The sequence below is a fragment of the Lapillicoccus jejuensis genome, assembly GCF_006715055.1.
Taxonomy (GTDB): Bacteria; Actinomycetota; Actinomycetes; order Actinomycetales; family Dermatophilaceae; genus Lapillicoccus; species Lapillicoccus jejuensis.
The window spans coordinates 4,339,279-4,362,774 of sequence record NZ_VFMN01000001.1; the positions used below are offsets into that span (position 1 = coordinate 4,339,279).

General features: G+C 75.7%; 22 protein-coding genes and 1 riboswitch. Of the genes, 2 read left to right on the top strand and 20 right to left on the bottom strand.

The features are described 5' to 3' along the window. The first annotated feature begins 3 nt into the window (after positions 1 to 3). A complete protein-coding gene (locus FB458_RS20135; protein WP_211356112.1) occupies positions 4 to 714 on the top strand; it encodes a GntR family transcriptional regulator in 711 nt (236 codons plus the stop codon). Here the strand turns inward: FB458_RS20135 and ribH are convergent. From ribH to FB458_RS20205, 14 genes are all read right to left on the bottom strand, one after another. Beyond that, on the bottom strand, positions 686 to 1,159 hold the full coding sequence (gene ribH / locus FB458_RS20140) for a 6,7-dimethyl-8-ribityllumazine synthase (protein ID WP_141850059.1): 474 nt from the start codon (positions 1,157 to 1,159) through the stop codon (positions 686 to 688). The two genes, FB458_RS20135 and ribH, sit on opposite strands and share 29 nt — an antisense overlap. Further along, positions 1,156 to 2,406 carry a 3,4-dihydroxy-2-butanone-4-phosphate synthase gene (gene ribB, locus FB458_RS20145; protein WP_141850060.1) on the bottom strand — a complete coding sequence of 417 codons (1,251 nt, stop codon included), beginning with the start codon at positions 2,404 to 2,406 and terminating at the stop codon, positions 1,156 to 1,158. The genes ribH and ribB overlap by 4 nt, the downstream gene beginning before the upstream one ends. After that, positions 2,403 to 3,110: a nicotinamide riboside transporter PnuC gene (gene pnuC / locus FB458_RS20150; protein WP_141850061.1), complete on the bottom strand. Its 708-nt coding sequence runs from the start codon at positions 3,108 to 3,110 to the stop codon at positions 2,403 to 2,405. Before pnuC ends, ribB begins: the two co-directional genes overlap by 4 nt. Then, positions 3,107 to 3,733: a riboflavin synthase gene (locus FB458_RS20155; protein WP_141850062.1), complete on the bottom strand. Its 627-nt coding sequence runs from the start codon at positions 3,731 to 3,733 to the stop codon at positions 3,107 to 3,109. The genes pnuC and FB458_RS20155 overlap by 4 nt, the downstream gene beginning before the upstream one ends. Then, a complete protein-coding gene (gene ribD, locus FB458_RS20160) occupies positions 3,733 to 4,797 on the bottom strand; it encodes a bifunctional diaminohydroxyphosphoribosylaminopyrimidine deaminase/5-amino-6-(5-phosphoribosylamino)uracil reductase RibD (protein ID WP_211356235.1) in 1,065 nt (354 codons plus the stop codon). Before ribD ends, FB458_RS20155 begins: the two co-directional genes overlap by 1 nt. 135 nt (positions 4,798 to 4,932) lie before the next feature. Then, positions 4,933 to 5,061: riboswitch (FMN riboswitch) on the bottom strand. Between the two features lie 85 nt (positions 5,062 to 5,146). Further along, the gene (gene rpe / locus FB458_RS20165; protein ID WP_141850063.1) at positions 5,147 to 5,806 is read right to left on the bottom strand and encodes a ribulose-phosphate 3-epimerase; all 660 of its coding nucleotides are present in this window, start codon (positions 5,804 to 5,806) and stop codon (positions 5,147 to 5,149) included. Between the two features lie 48 nt (positions 5,807 to 5,854). Beyond that, positions 5,855 to 6,331, bottom strand: a complete 477-nt coding sequence (locus FB458_RS20170) for a (2Fe-2S)-binding protein (protein WP_141850064.1) — start codon at positions 6,329 to 6,331, stop codon at positions 5,855 to 5,857. 21 nt (positions 6,332 to 6,352) lie between these two features. Then, the gene (locus FB458_RS20175) at positions 6,353 to 8,698 is read right to left on the bottom strand and encodes a molybdopterin cofactor-binding domain-containing protein (RefSeq protein WP_141850065.1); all 2,346 of its coding nucleotides are present in this window, start codon (positions 8,696 to 8,698) and stop codon (positions 6,353 to 6,355) included. Between the two features lie 139 nt (positions 8,699 to 8,837). Beyond that, positions 8,838 to 11,756, bottom strand: coding sequence for an aminotransferase (locus tag FB458_RS20180; protein ID WP_141850066.1), 2,919 nt, complete (start codon positions 11,754 to 11,756; stop codon positions 8,838 to 8,840). A gap of 24 nt (positions 11,757 to 11,780) precedes the next feature. Next, complete coding sequence (locus FB458_RS20185; RefSeq protein WP_246061418.1) at positions 11,781 to 13,316, bottom strand: RsmB/NOP family class I SAM-dependent RNA methyltransferase; 1,536 nt, start codon at positions 13,314 to 13,316, stop codon at positions 11,781 to 11,783. Beyond that, positions 13,309 to 14,238 (bottom strand): methionyl-tRNA formyltransferase, encoded by a 930-nt coding sequence (gene fmt, locus FB458_RS20190; protein ID WP_141850067.1) that lies wholly within the window; start codon positions 14,236 to 14,238, stop codon positions 13,309 to 13,311. The genes FB458_RS20185 and fmt overlap by 8 nt, the downstream gene beginning before the upstream one ends. Positions 14,239 to 14,241: 3 nt before the next feature. Further along, the gene (def, locus tag FB458_RS20195) at positions 14,242 to 14,802 is read right to left on the bottom strand and encodes a peptide deformylase (protein WP_141850068.1); all 561 of its coding nucleotides are present in this window, start codon (positions 14,800 to 14,802) and stop codon (positions 14,242 to 14,244) included. 9 nt (positions 14,803 to 14,811) lie between these two features. Then, positions 14,812 to 16,074 (bottom strand): MFS transporter, encoded by a 1,263-nt coding sequence (locus FB458_RS20200; RefSeq protein ID WP_141850069.1) that lies wholly within the window; start codon positions 16,072 to 16,074, stop codon positions 14,812 to 14,814. Next, positions 16,071 to 16,613, bottom strand: a complete 543-nt coding sequence (locus tag FB458_RS20205) for an ArsR/SmtB family transcription factor (RefSeq protein ID WP_211356113.1) — start codon at positions 16,611 to 16,613, stop codon at positions 16,071 to 16,073. Before FB458_RS20205 ends, FB458_RS20200 begins: the two co-directional genes overlap by 4 nt. A 71-nt stretch (positions 16,614 to 16,684) precedes the next feature. On the opposite strand from FB458_RS20205, the gene arfB reads away from it, so the two are divergent. Beyond that, positions 16,685 to 17,149, top strand: coding sequence for an alternative ribosome rescue aminoacyl-tRNA hydrolase ArfB (arfB, locus tag FB458_RS20210; RefSeq protein ID WP_141850071.1), 465 nt, complete (start codon positions 16,685 to 16,687; stop codon positions 17,147 to 17,149). Positions 17,150 to 17,402: 253 nt separating this feature from the next. Here arfB and FB458_RS20215 read toward each other — a convergent pair whose 3' ends face one another. The 6 genes from FB458_RS20215 to mihF form a co-directional block, all read right to left on the bottom strand. Next, entirely contained in the window at positions 17,403 to 19,451 is a 2,049-nt protein-coding gene (locus FB458_RS20215) for a primosomal protein N' (protein ID WP_170185770.1), read from the bottom strand. 152 nt (positions 19,452 to 19,603) lie between these two features. Next, complete coding sequence (metK, locus tag FB458_RS20220) at positions 19,604 to 20,821, bottom strand: methionine adenosyltransferase (RefSeq protein ID WP_246061419.1); 1,218 nt, start codon at positions 20,819 to 20,821, stop codon at positions 19,604 to 19,606. Positions 20,822 to 20,889: 68 nt separating this feature from the next. Beyond that, positions 20,890 to 22,149 carry a bifunctional phosphopantothenoylcysteine decarboxylase/phosphopantothenate--cysteine ligase CoaBC gene (gene coaBC, locus FB458_RS20225; protein ID WP_141850073.1) on the bottom strand — a complete coding sequence of 420 codons (1,260 nt, stop codon included), beginning with the start codon at positions 22,147 to 22,149 and terminating at the stop codon, positions 20,890 to 20,892. Positions 22,150 to 22,151: 2 nt separating this feature from the next. After that, positions 22,152 to 22,421, bottom strand: coding sequence for a DNA-directed RNA polymerase subunit omega (gene rpoZ, locus FB458_RS20230; protein ID WP_141850074.1), 270 nt, complete (start codon positions 22,419 to 22,421; stop codon positions 22,152 to 22,154). A gap of 73 nt (positions 22,422 to 22,494) precedes the next feature. Continuing rightward, on the bottom strand, positions 22,495 to 23,061 hold the full coding sequence (gene gmk / locus FB458_RS20235) for a guanylate kinase (RefSeq protein WP_141850075.1): 567 nt from the start codon (positions 23,059 to 23,061) through the stop codon (positions 22,495 to 22,497). Beyond that, positions 23,058 to 23,381 (bottom strand): integration host factor, actinobacterial type, encoded by a 324-nt coding sequence (gene mihF, locus FB458_RS20240; protein ID WP_141850076.1) that lies wholly within the window; start codon positions 23,379 to 23,381, stop codon positions 23,058 to 23,060. Before mihF ends, gmk begins: the two co-directional genes overlap by 4 nt. Positions 23,382 to 23,496 lie beyond the last annotated feature (115 nt).

Sequence of the window (23,496 nt, forward strand, 5' to 3'; positions counted from 1 at the left end):
CCCGTGACGGACACCGGCGGCGCCCTCGGACTGGTCCTCCCCGACGACGCCGCCTCGCTCGCCGACGCGGTCGTCGGCGCCGTGCGCGACGGGGTCTCCCGCGGGGTCCTCGACCCCGGGGAGACCTACTCGGTCTACCGGCTCGCCGACGAGCTCGGCGTCTCCCGCAGCCCCGTCCGCGAGGCGCTGCTGCGCCTCGCCGAGGCCGGCCTGGTCACCATCGCGCGCAACCGCGGCTTCACGGTCGTGCGCCCCTCCCCCCACGACGTCGAGGAGATCTTCGAGATCCGCCGGGCCCTGGAGCCCGCGGCGGCGCGCCGGGTCGCCGAGGCCGGGGACGCGACGGCCCGGGCTGCGGTGGCGGCGGCGTACGACGCCCTGGACGCGGCGGCCGGGCGCGGTGACGAGCCCGCCTTCTGGCGCGCGGACCGGGCGCTGCACGACGCCGTCCTGCGCGGGGCCGGCAACGCGCGAGCCGCCGCGGTCGTGGAGCAGCTGCGGGCGACGACGGTCCTGCTCGGGCCGCCGACGACGGCGACCGGGCGCACGCTGCGCGAGGTCGCCGACGAGCACGCGCCGGTCGCGACGGCGGTGGCCGCCGGGGACGGCGCGGCCGCCGAGGCGGCCATGCGCGCGCACCTCGAGCGCACCGCAGCCCTGCTCGTCGCCGCCGCGGGCGGGCCGGTCAGTGCCGGGCGACGTCGCGCAGGGTGACGGCGGTCGCGACGGCGGCGGTGGCCGCCTCGTGGCCCTTGTCCTCGCTCGAACCCGGCAGGCCCGCCCGGTCCAGGGCCTGCTCGTCGGTGTCGCAGGTGAGCACGCCGAAGCCGACCGGCACCCCGGTGCGCACCGACACCTCGGTGAGGCCGAGCGTCGCGCTCTGGCAGACGTAGTCGAAGTGCGGGGTGCCGCCGCGGACGACGACCCCCAGGGCGACGAGGGCGTCGTACGACGGCGCGAGCCGCGCGCAGGCGACCGACAGCTCGAAGGTGCCGGGGACGCGCACGACGTGCACGTCCGCCACCCCGGCGTCGGCGAGGCCCCGGCGGGCGCCGTCGAGCAGCCCGTCCATCACCGTCGTGTGCCACGACGCCGCGACGACGGCGACCCGCAGGCCGCGGCCGTCGACGGCCAGCTGCGGCGCGCCGGCGCCGCTCACGCCCCGCGCTCCTGGATGAGCAGCGTGTGTCCCATGCGGTCCCTCTTCGTCCGGAGGTAGGTCTCGTTGTCGCGGGTCGGCGTCGTCACGTGGTGCTCGGTGACGACGTCGAGCCCGAGGTCGGTGAGGGCGCGGACCTTGTCGGGGTTGTTGGTCAGCAGGCGGACCCGCTCGACCCCGAGATCGGTGAGGATCGCGGCGCCGGGCGCGTAGTCGCGGGCGTCGACCGGCAGACCGAGGACGGTCTGCGCGTCGACCGTGTCGGCGCCGGCGTCCTGCTCGGCGTAGGCGCGCAGCTTGTCGACGAGCCCGACCCCACGACCCTCGTGCCCGCGCAGGTAGACGACGGCGCCGCCGTCGCGGGCGACCCGGGCCAGGGCCCGCTGCAGCTGCGGGCCGCAGTCGCAGCGCAGCGACCCGAAGGCGTCGCCGGTGAGGCACTCCGAGTGCATCCGGACGACGACCCGACCGTCGCCGCTCCCGCCGGGGTCGACGGGTGCGAGCCCGAGCGGGCTGACGAGGGCGACGTGCTCGTCGCCCGTGAGGCGGTCGCGGTAGCCGACGGCGCGGAAGTCGCCGTGCGCCGTCGGGACGTGGGTGTCGGCGAGGCGCTCGACCCGGTCGTGGCGCTGCCGGTGGGCGACGAGCTCGGCGACGGTGAGGACGGGCAGGTCGTGCTCGGCCCCGAGGGCGAGCACGGCGTCGCGGCGCATCATCGAGCCGTCGTCGTGGACGAGCTCGCCGATGACGCCGACGGGCTCGAGCCCGGCGAGGCGGCACAGGTCGACGGTCGCCTCGGTGTGGCCGGGGCGGGTCAGCACCCCGCCGTCGCGGGCGCGCAGCGGGAGGAGGTGGCCGGGACGGACGAGGTCGTCGGGGCCGGTGGTGGGGTCGGCGAGCACCTGCGCCGTACGGGCACGGTCGTGCGCGCTGATGCCGGTGGTCACGCCGGTCGCCGCGTCGACGCTGACGGTGTACGCCGTCCGCAGCGGGTCGGTGCTCTCGGTCACCATGAGCGGCAGGCCGAGTCGGTCGGCGCGCTCGGCGGTCATCGGTGCGCAGAGGTAGCCCGAGGTGTGCCGCACCGTCCACCCGACCCATTCCTGGGACAGGTTCTGCGCGGCGAGGACGACGTCGCCCTCGGCCTCGCGGTCCTCGTCGTCGAGCACGAGGACCGGCCGGCCGGCACGCAGCGCGGCGAGGGCCACCTCGACGGACCCGCTGCTCCCGGTGTCACCGGTGCTCACGCCGTCACCGCCCGCTCGGGCTCGCGGGTCGGCGCCTCGGTGCGCTGGACCCGCAACCAGACCGTGAAGCCCCACAGGACGAAGGCGGCGTAGACGACGTACAGCACGGCCGAGGGGTAGAAGCCGGAGTGGAGCAGCAGCGGGACCCCGACGAGGTCGACCCCGATCCAGGCCAGCCAGAAGTCGGTCCAGCCGCGGGCCATCGCGTAGGTCGCGACGATCGAGCCGACGAAGATCCACGCGTCGCAGACGAAGTACCACCGGGGCGCGGGGAACCCGGCCCCGAGGGCGGCGAAGACCTGCTGGCAGACGGCGACCCCGACGACCCAGAAGACGACGTACCCGACCCGCTCGCGGGCCGTCGCCCACCGCGGGGTGAGGACCGGCGCGTCGTCGCCCTGGTGGTTGAGCCGGCGCACCTGGTTCCACCTCCACCAGCCGTAGACGCTGGTGACGATGAAGAAGACCTGTCGGGCGGCCTGGCCGAAGAGCGTCTCGTGCTGGGGGTTGTTGAACGCGACCCCGAAGAAGACGGTGAAGAGCAGCGCGTTGCCGACGATCCCGATCGGCCACGCCCACACCCGGCGGCGCATGCCGCCGAGCGCGGAGGCGAAGCCGAAGAGGTTGCCGATGATCTCGCGCCAGAGGATCGGCGCGCCGGCGATGACGAGCTGGGCGTCGAAGAGGCGTTCGAGGACGTTCACGGGCGGACCTCCGGGGCGGACGTGCTGGTGGTGGGACGGTCGGCGAGCAGCCGCTCGACGTACTTGGCGAGGACGTCGACCTCGAGGTTGACCAGGTCGCCGACGCCCTTGTGCCCCAGGGTGGTGAGGCCGAGCGTCGTGGGGATGAGGGAGACCTCGAACGACGTCGCGTGCAGGGCGGACACGGTGAGCGAGACGCCGTCGACGGTGATCGAGCCCTTCTCGACGACGTACCGCGCGAGGTCGGCGGGCAGCGACACCTCGACGACCTCCCAGCGGTCTCCCGGCTGCCGCCGCTCGATGCGCCCGACGCCGTCGACGTGGCCCTGCACGACGTGCCCCCCGAAGCGGCCGTCGGCGGCCATCGCCCGCTCGAGGTTGACCCGGTCGCCCGCCGCGAGCACCCCGAGGCTGGAGCGCCGCAGCGTCTCGGCCATCACGTCGACGGCGAACGACTTCGCGTCGTGGTCCGTGACGGTGAGGCAGACGCCGTTGACGCTGATCGAGGCGCCGTGGGCGGCGTCGGAGACCACGAGCGGGCCGCGGACCCGCAGCCGGGCCGAGTCGGGGCCGGGCTCGAGGGCGAGCACCTCCCCCAGCTCCTCGACGATGCCGGTGAACATCAGACGATCTCCTTCTGCGGCGTGGTGGCGCGGGGGCGGGCGGTGACCCGGACGTCGACGCCGACGACGGTGACGTCCGTCGGCTCGAGCCGCAACGCGTCCGTGATGGTGGTGATTCCGAGGTCGCCGACGGCGGACGGGCCGGCGCCGAGCAGGACGGGGGCGACGTAGGCGACGACCTCGTCGACGAGCCCGGCGGCGAGGAACGCGGCGGCCAGCGTCGGACCGCCCTCGAGCAGGACGTGGCGGATCCCCTTGCCGTGCAACGTCTCGAGCACCGCGGCCGGGTCGTGGCCGCGGACCACGAGGGTCGGGGCCGCCGCGTCGAGCACGGCGGCGCGCGACGGCAGGTCCCGGTCGCCGACGACCACCCGCAGCGGCTGACGGTCGCGCAGCGACCCGTCCGGCCACCGGGTGGTCAGGGACGGGTCGTCGGCCAGCGCCGTCCCGGTCCCGACGACGACCGCGTCGCAGCGTGCGCGCAGGTCGTGCACGTCCGCGCGGGCGGCCGCCCCGGTGACCCAGCGGCTGGTCCGGTCGGCGGCCGCGGAGCGCCCGTCGAGGCTGGCCGCGACCTTCCAGGTGACGACGGGGCGCCCGAGCCGCACGGACCGGGTCCACACCGCGTTGAGCGCCTCGGCCTCGTCGGCGAGGACCCCCGAGTCCACCGGCACGCCCGCGGCCCGCAGCAGGTCCGCACCGCCGGCCGCGACGGGGTCGGGGTCGGACTGCGCGTGCACGACGCGGGCCACCCCGGCGTCGAGCAGGGCCTGCGCGCAGGGACCGGTGCGCCCGGTGTGCGCGCACGGCTCGAGGCTCACGTACGCCGTCCCGCCACGGACGTCCGCGCCCCGCGCGGCGGCGTCGGCGAGGGCGACGACCTCCGCGTGCGCCGTCCCGGCACCGGCGTGGAAGCCGCGGCCGACGACGGCCCCGGCCGCGTCGAGCAGCACGCAGCCGACGCGCGGGTTGGGGTCGGGCAAGGGCCCTCGGGCGGCGAGCTCCAGGGCCTCGCGCAGGTACCGCTCGTCCTGCTGCTGGTCGTGCTGGTCCTCGTCCACCACCCTGCTCACCTCCCTCGTGCTCGACCGGTCTGGGTCGGCTCCGGGAGGGCGGACGGTGGGCTCGCGAGGCGCCGTACGGACGGTCTCCTCGTGGGCCGGCACGCTCGCCGGGAGGACCCACACGGGTGGGCCCCCACGCGCCGCCTACCATCCGGACTCTCACCGTCGGTCCCGGAGTTCCACCGGGTCCACCGGCCGCTGGCGGCGGTCGGGTCGCGGACTGTCACCGCCGGTTCGGAATTGCACCGACCCCGGAGCGCGTCACCCGTCAGGATGCCACACCCGCGCCCGCTCGACGTCCCCGTCCCGCCGTGAGGCCGGCCACCCGCGCCCGGCGCGGCGTGACCGCTCAGGCGTGCCGGTGCCGGGTGGCGAGCTCACGCAGCCGCCCGACCGCGGCGCCGGCGTCGTCGGCGCCGTAGACCGCGGACCCGGCGACGAACACGTCGGCCCCCGCCTCGGCGCACCGCTCGATCGTCTCGGCGGAGACGCCGCCGTCGACCTGCACCCAGACCTCGCCGCCGTGGCGGCGGACCGACTGGCGGACCGCGGTGACCTTGGCCAGCTGGTCGGCCATGAACGACTGCCCGCCGAAGCCGGGCTCGACGGTCATGACGAGGACCATGTCGAGGTCGGGCAGCAGGTCCTCGTACGGCGCCCACGCCGTGCCGGGCTTGAGCGCCATCCCGGACCGGGCGCCGGCGGCGCGCAGCGCACGGGCCAGGGCGCGCGGGTCGCGGGCGGCCTCGACGTGGAAGGTGACCGACCCGGCGCCGGCCTCGGCGTAGGCCGGGGCCCAGCGGTCCGGGTCCTCGATCATCAGGTGGCAGTCGAGCGGGACGGGCGTCACCGCGAGCAGCGCCTCGACCACCGGCAGCCCGAGGGTGAGGTTGGGCACGAAGTGGTTGTCCATGACGTCGACGTGGGCCCAGTCGGCGTCCTCGATCCGGCGCAGCTCGGCCTCGAGGTTGGCGAAGTCCGCGGACAGGATGCTCGGCGAGATCTGCACCCGACGAGCCTAGGCCCCGCCCGCGGACCTCGCCCCTGACCTGCCGCCCTACATCCGGGTGGCGCCGACCTTGATGGCGTCGCGGATCCGGTTGTAGGTCCCGCACCGGCAGACGTTGCGGATGCCGTCGAGGTCGGCGTCGGTGATCTCGCGTCCCTCGGCGTGCACCTTGTTGACCAGCGCCACGGCGGCCATGATCTGGCCGGGCTGGCAGTAGCCGCACTGCGCCACGTCCCGCTCGATCCAGGCCTGCTGCATCGGGTGCAGCGGGGCGTCGACGGTGTCGGCGAGGCCCTCGATGGTCGTGATCTCGTCGGTCGGGGCGATGTCCTTGACCTGCACCGAGCAGGGGTTGAACGCCTTGCCGTTGATGTGCGACGTGCACGCCTTGCAGACGTTGATGCCGCAGCCGTACTTCGGGCCGGTGACGCCGAGGACGTCGCGCAGGACCCAGAGCAGGCGCACCGAGTCCTCGACGTCGACGGTGACCTTCTGCCCGTTGAGCATGAAGCTGTGCTGTGCCATGTCGGCTCCTTCAGGCGGTGGTCAGTAGGTGTAGGAGAGGCCGTCGGTCGGCGCCGGCGGCACGGGGGGCACGAACGTCTTCGGGGTGAACGAGAGCGTGCCGTGGTTGACCGGGAAGCGAGTGGGGACGGTGCCGGTGGCGCGCGCGTAGGCGCAGGCCGTGGCCGCGACGGTGGCCGGGACGCCGGCCTCCCCCGCCCCGCCGGGGACGTCGCCGTTGCTCGGCATGACGATGCACTGGAAGTCGAGCGGGGTGTTCCACTGCCGCGTGTAGAAGTAGTTGTCCCAGCTGCCCTCGAGGAAGTGTCCGTCCTGCAGGTGGTTGCTGCTGGTCAGCACGAGCGCGATGCCGTCGTTGACCCCGCCCATCATCTGCGCCTCGAGCCCGGTCGGGTTGACGACGAGGCCCGCGTCGACGGCGATGACCGCCTTGGTCACCCGCGGACCCGTGACGCCGTCGCGGATCGGCCGGCCCACCGTCGCCGGTCGGCAGTCGATCTCGACGAGGACGGCCGTGCAGCCCTTGTACTCCTTGTGGATCGCGATGCCCTGCGCGGTGCCGGCCGGCATCCTTCGGCCCCACCCGCCGACCTGGGCGACCTTCTGCAGGACGGCCCGGGTGCGGGCGTCCTTGAGGAAGGCGAGCCGGAAGGCCAGCGGGTCCTGCCCGGTCAGCTTGGCCAGCTGGTCGACGACGAGCTCGTTCGCCGCGGCGACGTCGGGCGAGTAGATGTTGCGCATGCTGCCGGTGTTGAACGGCAGGTCGACCTCGTTGAGCAGCTGGGTCACGACGCCGAAGTTGTAGGGCAGCTCCTGCGTGAGGGTGAAGATGCTCTGCGAGAGCGACAGCCCACCGAGGTTCGCCGGCAGCTCGGCGGCCATCGCCGTCAGCCGCTCCCCCAGCCCGTGCCCGAAGTCGGTCTTGACGCTCGTGTGCCGTTGCTCGAAGGTCAGCACCTGGCCGGCGAGGACGGTGGCGCGGATCCGCGAGGTGGCCATCGGGTGCGTGCGGCCCTCCCGGGGCTCGTCGCAGCGGTGCCACATGAGCTTGACCGGCTTGCCCATGGCCTTGGAGATCTTCGCCGCCTCGAGGGCGCCGTCGCCGAACAGCTTGTGCCCGAACGACCCTCCGCCCGTGACGACGTTGACCGTGACGGCGGTCTGCGGCAGCCCGAGGGCGTCGGCGATCTTGGCCTGGGCGACGATCGGCGCCTTCAGCCCCGCCCAGACCGTCGCGCGGTCCGAGCGGACGTCGGCGATCGCACAGTTGGGCTCGAGCGCCGCGCTGCTGCGGAACATGAACTCGAAGCGCAGGTCGAGCTGCTTGGCCAGCACCGGCACCGACGGCACCGCCATCGGCAGCTCCGCCTTCTTCAGGGTGGCCAGGACCGTGTCGTCGGACTGCCCCTCGACCGTGCCGGGGTTCCAGTCGCACCGCAGCGCCCGGACCGCCTCGATGCACTGCCCGAACGTCGCGGCGCGGACGGCGACCCCGGTGTCGACCATGACGACGTCGGTGACGCCCGGCATGGCCCTGACCTTGGCCAGGTTGCGGATCCGGCGGGGCGACCCGTTGAGCGTCGGCGGCCGGCACACCATGGTCGGCAGCGCGTCCGGCACCGACAGGTCCGTCGTGAAGTGCTTGCGCCCCGTGACGATGTCCATCGCGTCGACGCGGTTCTGCGGGCGGCCGACGACGGTGAAGGTGGAGCGGTCCTTGAGGACGACGGACACCGACGTGGTGGTCGCGCTCGCGGCCTTGACGGACAGGGCGCCGTACGTCGCCGTGCGGCCGCCCGGCGCGGTGACGACACCGTCCTTGGCCACGAGGGACGAGACCGCCGCGCCGAGCTCGATCGCGGCGGCGCGCAGCAAGGCACCGCGGGCGATGGCGGCCGCGACCCGGATCGGGGTGAACATCGAGTTCATCGTGTTCGAGCCGCCGGTCAGCTGGTTGAAGACCAGCTCGGGGCGGGCCGGCGCGAGGGTGACGTCGACGGCGGAGACGGCGACCCCCAGCTCCTCGGCGATGATCATCGCGGCGGCGGTGGTGATGCCCTGGCCGACCTCCATGCGCGGCATCGCGAAGTGCGCCCGGCCGGCGGTGTCGACGGTGATCGAGATGAGGGCCGACGTCGGGAGCGCCGAGTGGGTCTCGAGGTCCTCGAGGTCGTAGAGCTCGGGCACCTGGGGCGGGCTCGGGACGGCCGCCGCGGCGGGGCTCGCACCCCGGCCGAGGTCGACCCCGACGGCGAGCGTCGTGCCGGCGAGCAGGTAGCCGAGGAAGCGGCGGCGGCTGGGGCCCGCCGGGCGGGGAGGGGTGGCGGGAGCAGCGTCGTGCGCCCGGTCGTCGTGGGTGAGGGTCACGGCAGGTGGACCTTTCGCGTCGTTGCGTCAGGGACGTACGCAGGGGTTCGGCGCCGCCGGCCGGGCGGATGGGTGGTCCGTCGGCCGGGTCGGCCGCCCTGCTCAACGAGGGCCGCCGCCGCGGGTCACGCGCCTTCCGTCACCAACCGTCGCGCAGCACCGTGTCGAGCGCGCCGAGGACCACGTCGGCGCTCCCCCTGGTCAGGGTCATCGGCGGCTTGAGCTTGAGCACGTTGGCCCGCTCCCCCGCCGGCTGGACGACGACGCCGAGCTCGCGCAGCCGCTCGCAGATCGCCGCGCACTCCGCGGTCGCCGGCTCGAGGGTGACCCGGTCGCGCACCAGCTCGACGCCGAGGTAGAGGCCGGCGCCGTGGACGGCGCCGACGATGCGGTGGCGGTCGGCGAGCCCCGCCAGGCCGGCGAGCAGGTGGTCGCCGACCGCGGCCGCGTTCGCCTGCAGCCCCTCGTCCTCGATGACGTCGAGGACGGTCAGACCGGTGACGCACGAGACGGGGCTACCGCCGGCCGAGGAGAAGAACGAGCCGGCGGCGCCGAACGCCTCCGCGACCGCGCGGGTGGTGATGACGGCGCCGAGCGGGTGCCCCGCGCCCATCGGCTTGGCCACGGTGATGACGTCCGGGACGACGCCGGAGCGCTCGAACGCCCACCACCACCGACCGGTGCGGCCGTAGCCGACCTGCACCTCGTCGGCGACCGCCAGGCCGCCCGCCGCCCGCACGGCGTCGTACGCCGCCGCGAGGTAGCCGTCGGGAAGCAGCACCCCACCGGCGTTGCCGAGCAACGGTTCGCAGACGAACGCGGCCGGCGGACGCCCGTCCGCGACGAGCCCCTCGACGAGGTCGCGGACCTCCTGCCCGTACGCCGCCCCGGCCCCCGGGCCGCGGTGCCGGCCCCGGTAGGGGTTGGGCGCCGACGCGAGGTGCACCCAGTCCGGGCGGGTGCCGAGCGCGGCCGGGTTGTCGTAGAGCGACGTCGACACGGCGTCGGAGAGCGCCGTCCAGCCGTGGTAGGCCTCGAGGACGGCGACGACGTCCGGACGGCCGGTGACGGTCTGCGCCATCCGCAGGGCGAGGTCGACGGCCTCGGAGCCGCTGTTGACGAGGAACACCTGGTCGAGCGGGTCGGGGGCGAGCGCGGCCAGCCGCTCGGACAGCTCGACGAGGGCGCGGTAGTGGAAGCGCGAGTTGGTGTTGAGGGTGCGCAGCTGCCGCTCGACGGCGTCGGCGAGGCGCGGGTGCCCGTGGCCGATCGACGCGACGTTGTTGACCGCGTCGACGTAGGCGCGGCCGTCGACGTCGACGAGGTGGTGGCGCCAGCCGCGCTCGATCCGCATCGGCTCGTCGTAGTAGCTCTCCTGCATCGGCGCGAGCGCCGAGCGGCGACGTCCCAGCAGCTCGCCGGGGTCGTCGTCGACGGCGACGACGTCGGTCCCGAGCAGCGCCGACGGGTCCGGGCACAGGGTCCGCCAGGCCGGGGCCTCCCGACCGGTCGCGAAGCCGGGGGGCCGGCGTCCGGGAACGACGCACCACTGCACGCGGACCGGGCCTGCGCCCGCGCGGGCGAGGGGTGCGCCCGCCTCGATCCCACCGGGGCGCACCCCGGTGAGGTCGCCACCCAGGTGCAGCACGAGCCCGCTGGCGTGGGTCAGCCGCACCCCGTCCTCGTCGGCGGTGAGCGACCCGCCGACCGGGGCGGTGAGCGGGGTCCCCTGGGGCAGGAGCAGGTCGACGACGAGGGCGACGGCGGCGGGCGCCAGCGTGGTGTCGAGCACGGTGCGGGTCAGCCGGGCCTCGCCCCACCGGGTGACGGCGGCTCCCGACCCGGCGGCGGCGCGCAGCAGCTCCTCCTCCACGCCCGGCTCGAGGAACCGCCCGCCGTGCAGGTGCTCGCTCGTCACCGACAGGTCGAGCACGACCGGGGTCGTCCCCGGGACGAGCGGCGCGGCCGCGGCGGCGGCCGCCCGGGCGGCGTCGTACGCCGGCGCGGGGGGCCGTCCGAGCGCGGCGCGCAGGGCCGCCTCGGCCGCGTCGGGGTCGAGCGAGAGGGCGGAGGTGAGGACGTGCCACTCCCCCTCCATCGGCTCGGCGAGGTCGGGGTTGTCGGGGTCGAGGGCGAGCTGGTGCTCGCCGGCGGCGACGAGGACGGCGCCGCGCAGGACGACGAGCGGCCACAGCGCCGCGAGCTCCTCGTCGCGCAGCGGGAGCAGGGCGTCGTACGCGCGGACGGCCGGCAGGACGTCGAGGGGGTGGTGCGCGGGCCGGCGCAGCACCGAGGTGCAGGTGACGGCGAGGTCGCCCGCGAGCCAGCCGAGGGCGAGGTCGCCGAAGTCGATGACCCCGGTGGGGCGCACCCGCCCGGCCTCGTCGGGGTCGCCGACGACGTTGTCGTCGGTGAGGTCGCCGTGGACCGGGCCGACGCGCAGCGCGGGGGCGAGCGGGTCGAGCCGGGCGGCGGCCGTCCGCGCCGCCTCCTGCACGACGGCGCGGCGGTGGGGGTCGCGCACCGACCCGGCCAGCCGGGCCACGACGTCGGCGGCCCGGCGCTGGTCCCACTGGATCGGGCGGTCGAGACCGGGGTGGTCGAGCCCGGCGAGCGCCGTGGTGAGCCGGGCGCCGAGCGCGCCGAGGTCGGCGACGACGGCGGGGGCGAGGTACCCCGCCCCGGTGAGCGGGGTGCCCTCGACGAAGGTGAGCAGCCGCACGGTGACGGTGTCCTCGCCGTCGACGACCTCGTGCAGCAGGGCGCCGTCGCCCGCCGGGAGGGGCACGGGCGCGATGAGGTCGGGGGCGCGCTCGGCGAGGTGGAGCAGGGCGGCGTTCTGGGCCTCGAGCGCGGCGCGGCCCCAGCCCCGGTTGGCCACCTTGAGCACGACGCGGCGCTCCCCGGGCGGTTCGAGCAGGACGTTGCGGTCCTGCTGGCTGCCGAGCTCCCTGGCGGGGCCGGCGACGCCGTACAGCTCGCGGGCGAGCTCGACGCCGCGCGCGACGTCGACGGTCGGGCGGGGGGACACGTCCAGTGCGGGTGCGTCGTCGGGCACGACCGCCGATGCTACTGGCGCGCCTCAGGCTCCGGTACGGCGCAGCAGCGCGAGGAACATCCCGTCGGTGCCGTGCCGGTGGGGCCACAGCTGGGCCGTCGGCCCGTCGCCCGTGCCGTCGAGGGCGCGGCCGTCGCGGTCGGTCAGCAGCGGCCTCGCGTCGAGCAGCTCGACGTCGTCGCGGCGCCGGGTCACGTCGTCGACGACGAACCGGGTCTCGCCGAGGTGCGGGCTGCACGTGGCGTAGGCCACGACGCCACCGGGGCGGGTCGCGTCGATCGCGGAGGCGAGCAGCTCCCGCTGCAGGGACGCGAGCGCCGGGACGTCGGACGGCTGCCGCCGCCAGCGCGCCTCGGGCCGGCGGCGCAGGGCACCGAGGCCGGTGCAGGGGGCGTCGACGAGGACGCGGTCGTACGACGCCGGCTCGTCGCGGCCGACGTCGCGGCCGTCGCCGACCCGCACGCTCACCTGGCCGGCCCGGCCGGCCGCACGGGCGCGGTGGGTCGCGGGGGCCAGCGTGGCCCGGACGAGGTCGGCGCGGTGCGGAGCCACCTCGTTGGCGACGAGGTCGGCACCCCGCTCCAGGGCCAGGGCGGCCAGCAGGCCCGCCTTGCCGCCCGGTCCGGCGCACAGGTCGAGCCAGCGCTCGTCGGTCCGGTCGCCGTCGGCCCGGTCGCCGTCGCCCCGGTCGCCGTCGACCGGAGCGGCGGCGAGGGCCAGCGCGAGCAGCTGCGAGCCCTCGTCCTGGACGGCGGCCCGGCCCTCGCGGACGGCGGCCAGCCGGCCCGGGTCCCCCTCGAGGAGGGTGACGGCGGTGCGGGCGAGGTCGCCGGGACGCCCGGCGTCGCCGAGCACCTCGAGCAGCTGCGCCGGGTCGACGAGCCCCGGTCGCGCGACGAGGGAGACGAGGGCGGGGGTGTTGTCGCCGGCGAGCAGCGCGTCGAGCTGCTCGTCGACGTCGTCGGCGGTCGCGGCACCGTGCCCGAGCAGGGCCGCGCGCAGCGCCTTGACGACCCACGCCGGGTGGCTCGTCGCGACGGCCCGCCGCTGCGTCGGGTCGAGCGACTCCGGGGCGACGCGGGCCACCCAGGTCTCGCGGTCGGCCTCGCTGACACGTCGCAGGACGGCGTTGACGAAGCCGGCGGCCCCGGCGCCGTTGACCTGCCGCGCGAGGCCGACGGTCTCGGCGACGGCGGCGTGCTCGGGCACCCGCATCCCCAGCAGCTGGTGGGCGCCGAGCCGCAGCGTGTCGAGGACGGGTGGGTCGATGTCGGCGACGGGCCGCGCGGCGGCGGCCTCGACGACGGCGTCGTACAGGCCGTGCATCCGGGTGGTGCCGTAGGCGAGCTCGGTGGCGAAGGCGGCGTCGCGACCGCCGATCCCCCGCTCCCGCAGCACGGTCGGCAGCTCGAGGTTGGCGTAGGCGCCGTCGGCGACGGCGCGCAGGACGGTGTACGCCGCCAGCCGCGCCGGGTCGGCGCGGCGGGTCCGTTCGGCGGGCCGCTGCAGCGAGCGCTGGGGGGTCCGGCCGGGGCGACGGGGACGCCGGTCGTCAGGCACCGACGCGCTCCCCCGGCTCGATCCGCACGCCGCGGGCCCAGTCCGGCGCCGGCATCGGCTTCTTCCCGACCGGGCGGACGGTGCCGAGGCGGACGGGCCCGGTCGCCGTGCCGACGAGGACCTCGCGCTTGGTGACCCGCAGCTCACCGGGCGCGAGCGGGTCGGCGTCGGTGAGCGGCGTGACCGGGTCGAGCCCGAGGCGGGCGTCGCGGAACGTCGTCCACGCGCCCGGGGCGGGCGTGCAGCCCCGGACCCGTCGGTCGACGACGAACCCCGGGACGCCCCAGTCGATCCGGGCGTCCTCGACGGTGATCTTGGGGGCGAGCGACACGCCCTCGCCCGGCTGCTCGCGCGGGACGATGTCGCCGCTCCCCAGCCCGTCCAGCGACGCGACGAGCAGGCCGGCCCCCGCGGTGGCGAGCCGGTCCAGCAGGTCGCCGCTCGTGTCGCGGGAATGGACCTGCTCGGTCATCATCCCGAGCACCGGACCGGTGTCGAGGCCCTCCTCGAGCAGGAACGTCGTCGCACCCGTCACCTCGTCGCCGGCCATGACGGCGTGCTGCACCGGGGCCGCGCCACGCCACGCGGGCAGCAGCGAGAAGTGGAGGTTGACCCAGCCGAGCCGCGGGATGTCGAGCGCAGAGCGGGGCACGAGGGCGCCGTAGGCGACGACGGGGCAGACGTCCGGGGCGAGCGCGCGCAGCGCCTCCTGGAAGTCCGGCTCGCTCGGGCGACGCGGGGTGAGGACGGGCAGGCCGAGCTCCTCGGCGCGGCGGCGGACCGGTGAGGCGACGAGGGTGCGGCCGCGACCAGCGGGCGCGTCGGGCCGGGTGACCACCCCGACCACCTCGTGGGAGGACGCGACGAGCGCGTCGAGCGAGGGGACGGCGACCTCCGGGGTCCCCGCGAAGACGAGGCGCACGGGTCAGCGCCTCCCGAAGACGCTGCCGGCGAGGCCGCCGGAGTGCGGGCTCGCCTTGACCGCCGGCGCCCCGGCCGCGCCCCAGTCGGTCTCGCGGATCGCCTTCATCGCGGCGCGGCGCTGCTCGGGGTCGAGACGGTCGACGAAGAGCACCCCGTCGAGGTGGTCGTTCTCGTGCTGGAGGGCGCGGGCGAGGACGTCGCTGCCCTCGACGCGCAGCGGCTCGCCGTACTGGTCGAACCCGGTGGCGACGACGCGCAGGGCGCGACGGCAGTCGAAGGTGAGGTCGGGGATCGAGAGGCATCCCTCGGGCCCGAGCTGGGTCTCGTCGGACAGGACCAGGGTCGGGTTGACGAGGTGGCCCACCTCGTCGTCGACCCACCACGTGAAGACGCGCAGCCCGACGCCGATCTGGGGCGCGGCGAGACCGCGACCGGGGGCGGCCAGCATCGTGTCGGTGAGGTCGGCGACGAGCCGCCGCAGCTCGCGGTCGAAGTCGGTGACCGGGGCCGCGGGGGTGCGCAGCACGGGGTCACCGAAGAGGCGGATGTCGGTCACGGACACCCCGGCAGTCTAGGCGGGCGCGCGAGGTCGCTCGTCGGCGTCCTGCGGCGCCCCGTGGGGCAGGTCGCGGACCGACCGGCTGGCGAGCGTGAGGCCGCAGAGCACGACGTACAGGCCGGCGCTGACGAGCAGGACGGGCTCGAGCGCGAACCGGTCGGCGAGGACGCCGTACGCGATCGTCCCGACGGGGAGCGCGACGAGCGAGCCGAGGGCGTCGTAGCTGGCCACGCGGGCGAGCACCGCGTCGGGGACGTGCACCTGCAACGCGGTCGTCCAGGCGACGCCGAAGACCTCGATCCCCGCGCCGGCGAGGAGCATCGCGACGACGAGCGGCACGGTCGTCGGCTGCACGCCGAGCGCCGCGACGGGCAGGGCGACGAGGGCGATCCCGAGCATCCCGGCGCGCAGCGGGCGGCGGAAGACGAGCCGGAGCATGACGAGGGTCATCAGGACGGTGCCGAGCGCCTCGGCGGACAGGGCGAGGGACCAGCCGCCGGGGCCGAGGGCGGGCACACGGGTCGCGACGAGGGGACCGAGCACGCCGAGGACGCCGCCCTGGATGACGTTGAGCAGCCCGAAGGCGAGGACGACGACCCACAACCAGGTGCGGGCGGTGAACTCGTGCCAGCCCTCGCGCAGGTCGTGGACCATGCCGGTGCGGGGCGCGTCGGGGTCGCGGACCCGGCCGGGGATCGAGACCCGGGCCAGGCAGGCGATGGCGAGCAGGTAGGTGACGGCGTCGACGGCGAGCGCCCATCCGGGGCCGACGGCGACGACGAGCAGGCCGGCGACGGACGGCCCGACGACGGTGACGCCGCTGCGCGAGAAGGACAGCAGCGCGTTGGCCTGCTGCAGGCGGGACCGGTCGACGACGAGCGGGACGATGCCCATCATCGCCGGCATCGTGAAGGCGGAGACGGCGCCGTTGACCGCCTCGATCCCGGTGAGCATCCACAGGTGCGCGTGACCCCCGATGACGAGGACCGCGGCCAGTCCCTGGGTCAGCGCGGTGAGGGCGTGCGAGACCTGCAGGACGGTCCGGCGCGACATCCGGTCGGAGACGACGCCGCCGATCAGGAGGAAGACGACCATGGCCGCGGTGCGCGCGGCGAGCACCTGGGCCAGCGCGGACGCGGAGCCGAAGAGGTGCAGGACGGCGAAGGCGAGCCCGACGGGGGCCATCGCCGAGCCGACCGTCGAGACGGTGCGGGCGGTGAAGTACCAGGCGAAGCGGCGGTCGCCGAGGGCGCCCAGCGCCTCGCTGCCCCTCACCGACCCTCCTTGAGCCGGAAGGCCGCCGTCGTCGCGCTGACCCGGATCGTGCCGGGGGTGCGCGGGGGCCGGGCGCTCGCGTGCAGGAGGTGCGAGGCCTGCTGCAGCAGCTCGCTCACCTGCTCCCAGACCTGCGGCTCGACCCAGGTCTCGAGGTCGGACAGCCGGCTCGGGGTCCCCTTGAGCCGCCGCGCGAAGCGGCGCGGCACCGCCTCGGCCAGGGTGCGCACCTCGGCGAGGCGCGCGCTCTCGGAGTCGGGACGGCCCGGGGGCGACGGCGTCTCCGGTGCGTCCCACGGGTGCCGGTAGCGTTTGGCCACACCGCCGTTGACCTTCTCCTCTCCGTCGACGACGAGCAGCCCGGCGTCGTGCAGCCGGCGCAGGTGGTACGACGCGTTGGCGTGCGTGAGGCCCAGCTCGCGGGCCACCTCGGCGGCGCTGAGGCTCGCTCCGGTCAGCAGCGACAGCATGTCGAGGCGCACCGGGTGCGCGACCGAGCGCAGCCGGTCGACCGGTGCGCGACCATCTCCCGAAGACACGTTGGGGAGTGTGGCAGAGCGCGGGGCGATCTGTCCAACACCTGTTGGGGGGTAGGCCATAGACTGGAGGCGTGGACGATCTCGTCGTCCCGGCCGGGCCGGGGCTGAGCCGCGGCCTCATCGTGCCCGCGGGTGAGCTGGTGGAGCGCTTCTCGCGGTCGTCCGGGCCCGGCGGTCAGGGTGTCAACACGACCGACAGCCGGGTCGAGCTCGTCTTCGACCCGGCGGCGTCGGCGGCCTCGGGAGCGTTGGCCGGGCTGCCGGACGCGACCCGACGGCGGGTGCTCAGCCGGCTCGCGCCCCGGCTCGTCGGCGGGGTGGTGCAGATCGCGGCCTCGGAGCACCGCTCGCAGCGCCGCAACCGCGCCGCCGCCCGGGAACGGCTCGCCGCGCTGCTGCGCGAGGCGGCCGCTCCCCCACCACCGACCCGCCGGGCGACCCGGCCGACGCTGGGGTCGCAGCGACGCCGGCTGGCGGGCAAGAAGGCCCGCGGGCAGACCAAGGCCGGGCGGGGGCGGGTGTCGCCGCAGGAATGAGCCGCGTTGCTGACATCCATCAATTGATGGGTTCCAGCAGCCCGCCCCGCTCAGGTGCTGCTGACATCCATCAATTGATGGGTTCCAGCGACGCGCTCCGCTCAGGTGCTGCTGACATCCATCAATTGATGGGTTCCAGCGACGCGCCCCGCTGAGGTGCTGCTGACATCCATCAATTGATGGGTTCCAGCAGCCCGCCCCGCTCAGGTGCTGCTGACATCCATCAATTGATGGGTTCCAGCGACGCGCCCCGTCAGGTCCCGTCGGTCGGCGACATCCGCACGAGCACGCTGTCCGGCTCCTTGCGGGCGCTGCGCCCGGCCCGGACCGCGTGCAGCCCCCGGGCCAGTCCCGGTGCCGCGTCCCGGGGGGTGCGCAGGAGGACCTGGACGACCTCGGGCCCGTCCGCGTCCTCGCGCGGGCCGCTCCCCCGGCTCCCCACCCCCGACGCACGGCCGCGGAAGGGCAGCGGCCCCAGCCGCTCGAGGCCCTCCGGCAGCGCGTCGTCGTCGAGCGCGGCGAGCACGGCCGGCCGGGGACCGACGACCTGGGCCATCGTCACCGTCGGTGGCAGCTGCAGCTGGGCGCGCTCGTCGAGCTCGCGTCCCGCCAGCCAGGCCGGGTCCCAGCGCACGAGCGCCTCGACGGCCGGGATCGTCGTGTGCGTGGGCGCGCCGGCGAGGACGAGGACCCCGCCGTCGGCGACGCCGCGCACGAGCGCCCCCGCGCCGGTCCACCGCCGCAGCGCCTCCGCCGACGCCTCGAGCGACGGCCGGTCGAGCAGCGCCCACGCGTCGAGCAGCAGCCCGGCGGCGTACCGGCCCTCGGCGACCGGCTCGGCCCCCGGGGTGGCGATGACGAGGGCGGACTCGGCGCCCACCCGCGCGAGCACCTCCCCCGACCCGGACGTGCGCACCGGCACGCCGGGGAAGGCGCGGCCCAGCTCCTCCGCGGTCCGCCGCGCGCCGACGACGCTGGTCCGCAGCGCGGTGGCGTCGCAGTGCGGGCAGCGGAAGCCGGACGCGCCGTACGTCGTCCCGCACCAGCGGCAGGTGGGCACGCCGCGGCCGGCGGGCACCCCCATCGGCCCGTGGCAGCGCGGGCAGCGCGCGGGCTCGCGGCACTCGGCGCACGCGAGCGAGGGCAGGTAGCCGCGGCGCGGGACCTGCACGAGGACCGGGCCGCGCTCGAGTGCCTGCTTGGCGGTGCGCCACGCGACCGACGGCAGGTGGGCGCGGGCGGCCGGGCCGTCGCGCTCGAGCTCCACGTCGTCGCCGGCGACGACGACGCGCGGGGCGGAGCGTCGTACGGCGGCGGGTGGGGCGACCACCGGCACGAGGCGCCCGTCGCGGACGAGCTGCTCGGCCGCGACGCTGCGCGCGAAGCCTGCGACGAGCGCGGCCGCCCCCTCGCGCGTCGCCCGCTCGAGTAGGACGTCGCGCACATGCGGGTACGGCGCCCGCGGCTCCTCGTGCAGGTCGTCCCCGTCGTCCCAGACCGCGACGAGACCGAGCTCGTGGACCGGGGCGAAGGCGGCGGCGCGGGTGCCGACGACGCACCGCACGTGGCCGCGCAGCACCTTGAGCCAGGCCGTGTAGCGCGCCTGCGGACCCTGGTCGGCGCTGAGCCGCACGTGCGCGCCCTTGCCGAGCGCCGCGGCGAGGGCGGCGTCGACGCGTTCGAGGTCGCGGTGGTCGGGGACCACGAGCAGGGCCCCGCGCCCGGCGGCGAGGGCGGTGGCGGCGGCGACGGCGAGCGCCGCGGGCCAGTCGCGGTCGTCGGGCTGCCCCGGCAGCGCGGTCCACGCGGCGGTGGGGGCGCCCCCGTCGGCGACGTGGCGCAGGTAGGACGCCCCGGCGGGGTAGGCGGTCCACGGGCCGGGATCGGGGGGCGCGACAGCGGGCGGGGTCGCCTCGTCCGCGAGGGCCTTCTCGGCGGTGGCGTGCCGCTTGGGGACGGCGAGCCGCAGGACGTCGCCGAGCGTGCCCGCCCCGGCGTCGGCGACGGCCCGGGCGCTGGCGAGGACCGCGGGGGTGAGGACGGGCTCGGCGCTGACGACCTTGCGCAGCGGCTGGAGCCGGCCCTCGTGGCCGGAGCGCGGGCGGCGCTCGACGACGTACCCGTCGAGGTCGCGCCCGGCGAAGCGGACCCGCACCCGCACCCCCGGCTGCGCGTCCGCGTCGAGCTCGGGCGGGACGGCGTAGTCGAACACCCGGTCCAGGTGCGGCAGCCCCGTGTCGACGACCACCCCCGCCACCGGCGGCCCGCTCGGCGCCGCGAACAACGGCTCCGAGTCGGTCACGTCACCAGTCTGTCAGGCCCCACCGACCCCCCACGTCGGTCGTCCCCAGCCGGACATTATCGGGCGACCCGATAAACGTGAGCCCCGCCGGAGAACCGTTCTCCGGCGGGGCCTGACGTTATCGGGCGACCCGATAATGTCCGGGCGGGTCGTCAGCCGCGGAGGGCGGCCTGGAGGGCCTCGACCTTGTCGGTGCGCTCCCACGGGAAGGCACCCTCGACGCCCTCGACGGCGGTGCGGCCGAAGTGGCCGTAGGCGGCGGTGGGCTTGTAGATCGGGCGGAGCAGGTCGAGGTGGTCGACGATGGCGCCGGGGCGCAGGTCGAAGACCGAGCCGATGGCGGCCTGGATCCTGTCGACCGGGGCGGACTCGGTGCCGAAGGTCTCGACGTAGAGGCCGACCGGCTTGGCCGCGCCGATGGCGTAGGCGACCTGGATCTCGCAGCGGGTCGCGAGGCCGGCGGCGACGACGTTCTTGGCGACCCAGCGCATCGCGTACGCGGCCGAGCGGTCGACCTTGCTCGGGTCCTTGCCGGAGAAGGCGCCGCCGCCGTGGCGGGCCATGCCGCCGTAGGTGTCGACGATGATCTTGCGGCCGGTGAGGCCGGCGTCGCCCATCGGGCCGCCGATGACGAACTTGCCGGTCGGGTTGATCAGCGTGCGGTAGTCCGAGGTGTCGAGGTCCGACCCGGAGTCCTTGAGCTCCTCGAGGACGGGGCGGATGACGTGCTCGAGGATGTCGGGCTGCAGCAGCCCCTCGAGCGAGACGTCCTCGGCATGCTGCGTCGACAGGACGACGGTGTCGAGCTTGACGGCCTTGTCGCCGTCGTAGGAGATCGTCACCTGGGTCTTGCCGTCGGGGCGCAGGTAGGCGACGTCGCCGCTCTTGCGCACCGCGGTGAGCCGCTCGGAGAGCCGGTGCGCGAGGTGGATCGGCAGCGGCATGAGGTCGGCGGTGTCCTGGCAGGCGTAGCCGAACATCAGGCCCTGGTCGCCCGCGCCCTGCTTGTCGAGCGGGTCGACCCCGCCGGTGCGGTTCTCGTACGCCGTGTCCACGCCCTGCGCGATGTCGGGCGACTGCTGGCCGATGGAGACCTCGACGCCGCAGGAGGCGCCGTCGAAGCCCTTGGTCGAGGAGTCGTAGCCGATCGTCAGGACGGTGTCGCGCACGATCTGCGGGATCTCGACGTAGGCCTGCGTCGTGACCTCGCCGGCGACGTGCACGAGCCCGGTCGTCACCATGGTCTCGACGGCCACGCGGCTGTGCGGGTCCTGCTCGAGCATGGCGTCGAGGATCGCGTCGCTGACCTGGTCGCAGATCTTGTCGGGGTGGCCCTCGGTGACGGACTCGGACGTGAACAAGCGGGACACGGGCATCTCCTGGTGGTGGGCGACGGCGGCGCGCCGGTGGGACCGGCGCAGGCCGCCGGAAAGTCTAGTCAGGCCTCGAGCAGGCCCTGGACGGCGTCCCACACGGCGGCCGCGACCTCCGTCTTGGGGGCGGGACCGACCTGCCGGTCCGCGGGGGTACGGCGCCCCGCCCGCTCGCCGAAGAGCAGGTGGACGGTGTTCGCGTCGGTGCCGAACGCCACGCCGGCGCCGACCTCGTTGGCGACGAGCAGGTCGCAGCCCTTGCGGGCCAGCTTGGCCCGGGCGTGGTCGAGGACCGAGCCGTGCTCGTCGCCGGTCTCGGCGGCGAACCCGACGACGACGGGCGAGATGGCGGCGCCGCGCGCGGCGACGAGCCCGGCGAGGACGTCGGGGTTGCGGACGAGCTCGACGACGGGGGCCGACTCGTCGGGGCCGGCGGCGGTGTCGTCGTGGGTCTTCTTGATCTTGGCGCTCGCGACGTGGGCGGGGCGGAAGTCGGCGACGGCGGCGGCCATGACGACGGCGTCGGCGCCCGCGGCGGCCGAGGTCACGGCGTCCTGCAGCTCGAGCGCGGTCTCGACCGGGACGACGTCGACGCCGGCGGGCACCGGCAGCCCGGTCGCGGTCGTCACGAGCGTGACCCGCGCGCCGCGCGCGGCGGCGACCTGGGCCAGCGCGTGCCCCTGCTTGCCCGAGCTGCGGTTGCCGAGGTAGCGCACGGGGTCCAGCGGCTCGCGCGTCCCCCCGGAGGTCACGACGACGTGCCGCCCAGCCAGCGGCCCGGCGGGCGCGTCCGCCTCCGCCAGCAGCGCGAGCGCCGCGGCGAGGATCTCCTCCGGCTCGGGCAGCCGGCCGGGCCCGGTGTCGGACCCGGTGAGGCGGCCGCTGGCCGGGTCGAGGACCGTCGTCCCGCGCGAGCGCAGGGTGGCGACGTTGGCCCGGGTGGCCGGGTGCTCCCACATCTCGGTGTGCATGGCCGGGGCGAGGAGCACCGGGCAGCGGGCGGTGAGCAGGGTCGTCGTCAGCAGGTCGTCGGCGAGGCCGGCGGCGGCGCGGGCGAGCAGGTCGGCCGTCGCGGGGGCGACGACGACGAGCTCGGCCTCCTTGCCGATCCGCACGTGCGGGACCTGCGGCACGTCGTCCCAGACGTGCGTCATCACCGCCCGCCCCGACAGGGCCTCCCAGGTGGGGGCGCCGACGAAGCGCAGCGCGGCGTCGGTCGGGACGACGGTGACGTCGTGCCCGGACTCGGTGAGCAGGCGTAGCAGCGAGGCGACCTTGTAGGCGGCGATCCCGCCGCCGACGCCGAGGACGACCCGGCGGCCCACTCCTACTCCTCGGTCTCGGTCTTCTCCGCGGAGAGCAGACCCTCGTTGATCTCGCGCAGCGAGATCGACAGCGGCTTCTCGGAGACCTCGGTCTCGACGAGCGGGCCGACGTAGTCGAGCAGGCCCTCCTGCAGCTGGGCGTAGTAGGCGTTGATCTGGCGCGCGCGCTTGGCGGCGTAGATGACCAGGGCGTACTTGCTGTCGGCGATCTCGAGAAGGTCGTCGATCGGCGGCTTGGTGATCCCGATCGGGTTGGCGACGGTTCCAGCCATGTGAGCAGTCTCGATTCGTGTCGTCGTACGGGGTGCTGTCCGCGGGCTACGCGGGGGGCCGCGGCGGGCAGCGTCAGTCGGGCCGCTGGCGCGACCGCATCAATGATACGAGGTGTTCGCTCGCCCGCCGGACGTCGTCGTTGGTGACGACCTCGTCGAACTCCTCCACGGCGGCGAGCTCGCGCCGCGCGGTCTCCAGGCGGACCTCGCGCTCCTCCTGCGTCTCCGTGCCGCGGCCGACGAGGCGGCGGACCAGCTCGTCCCACGACGGGGGCTGGAGGAAGACGAAGAGCGCCTCGGGCATGGTCGTGCGGACCTGGCGGGCGCCCTGGAGGTCGATCTCGAGCAGGGCGAGCCGCCCCTCGGCGAGCGCGCGGTCGACCGGACCGCGCGGCGTGCCGTACTTGGCCCGCCCGTGCACCACGGCGTGCTCGAGGAACTCCCCGTCGGCCGCGAGCCGGTCGAACTCCTCGTCGTCGACGAAGTGGTAGTGCACGCCGTCGACCTCCCCCGGGCGCGGGGGCCGGGTGGTCATCGACACCGAGAGCCACACCGAGGGCACGTGGGCGCGCACGTACGCCGCCACCGTGCCCTTCCCCACGGCCGTCGGCCCGGCGAGGACCGTCAGCCGCCCGGTCACGACGAGGGGGTGTCGAAGCGCGCGATGAGGGCGGCGGACTGGTTGGCCCCGAGCCCGCGCACCCGACGCGACTCGGAGATGCCGATCTCCTCCATGATCTGCCGGGCGCGCACCCGGCCGACGCCGGGCATCGACTCCAGCAGGGCCGAGACCTTCATCTTGCCGATGACCTCGTTCTCGCGCCCGAGCGTGATGACCTCGCCGAGCGACCCCTGGGAGTACTTGAGCCGGTTCTTCACCGCGGCCCGCTCCCGGCGCGCGCCGGCGGCCTTCTCCAACGCGGCCGCGCGTTGCTCCGGGGTCAGCGGGGGAAGGGCCACGTGGTCACTCCTGGTCACAGCGCGTCGGCGAGGGGGCGCCCCACGGCCCGGTCCTGGCAGCCCGGGCGGGACGGATCGGCCGCGTCCTGCCCGCGGCTGGCCTCGAACCTACTCA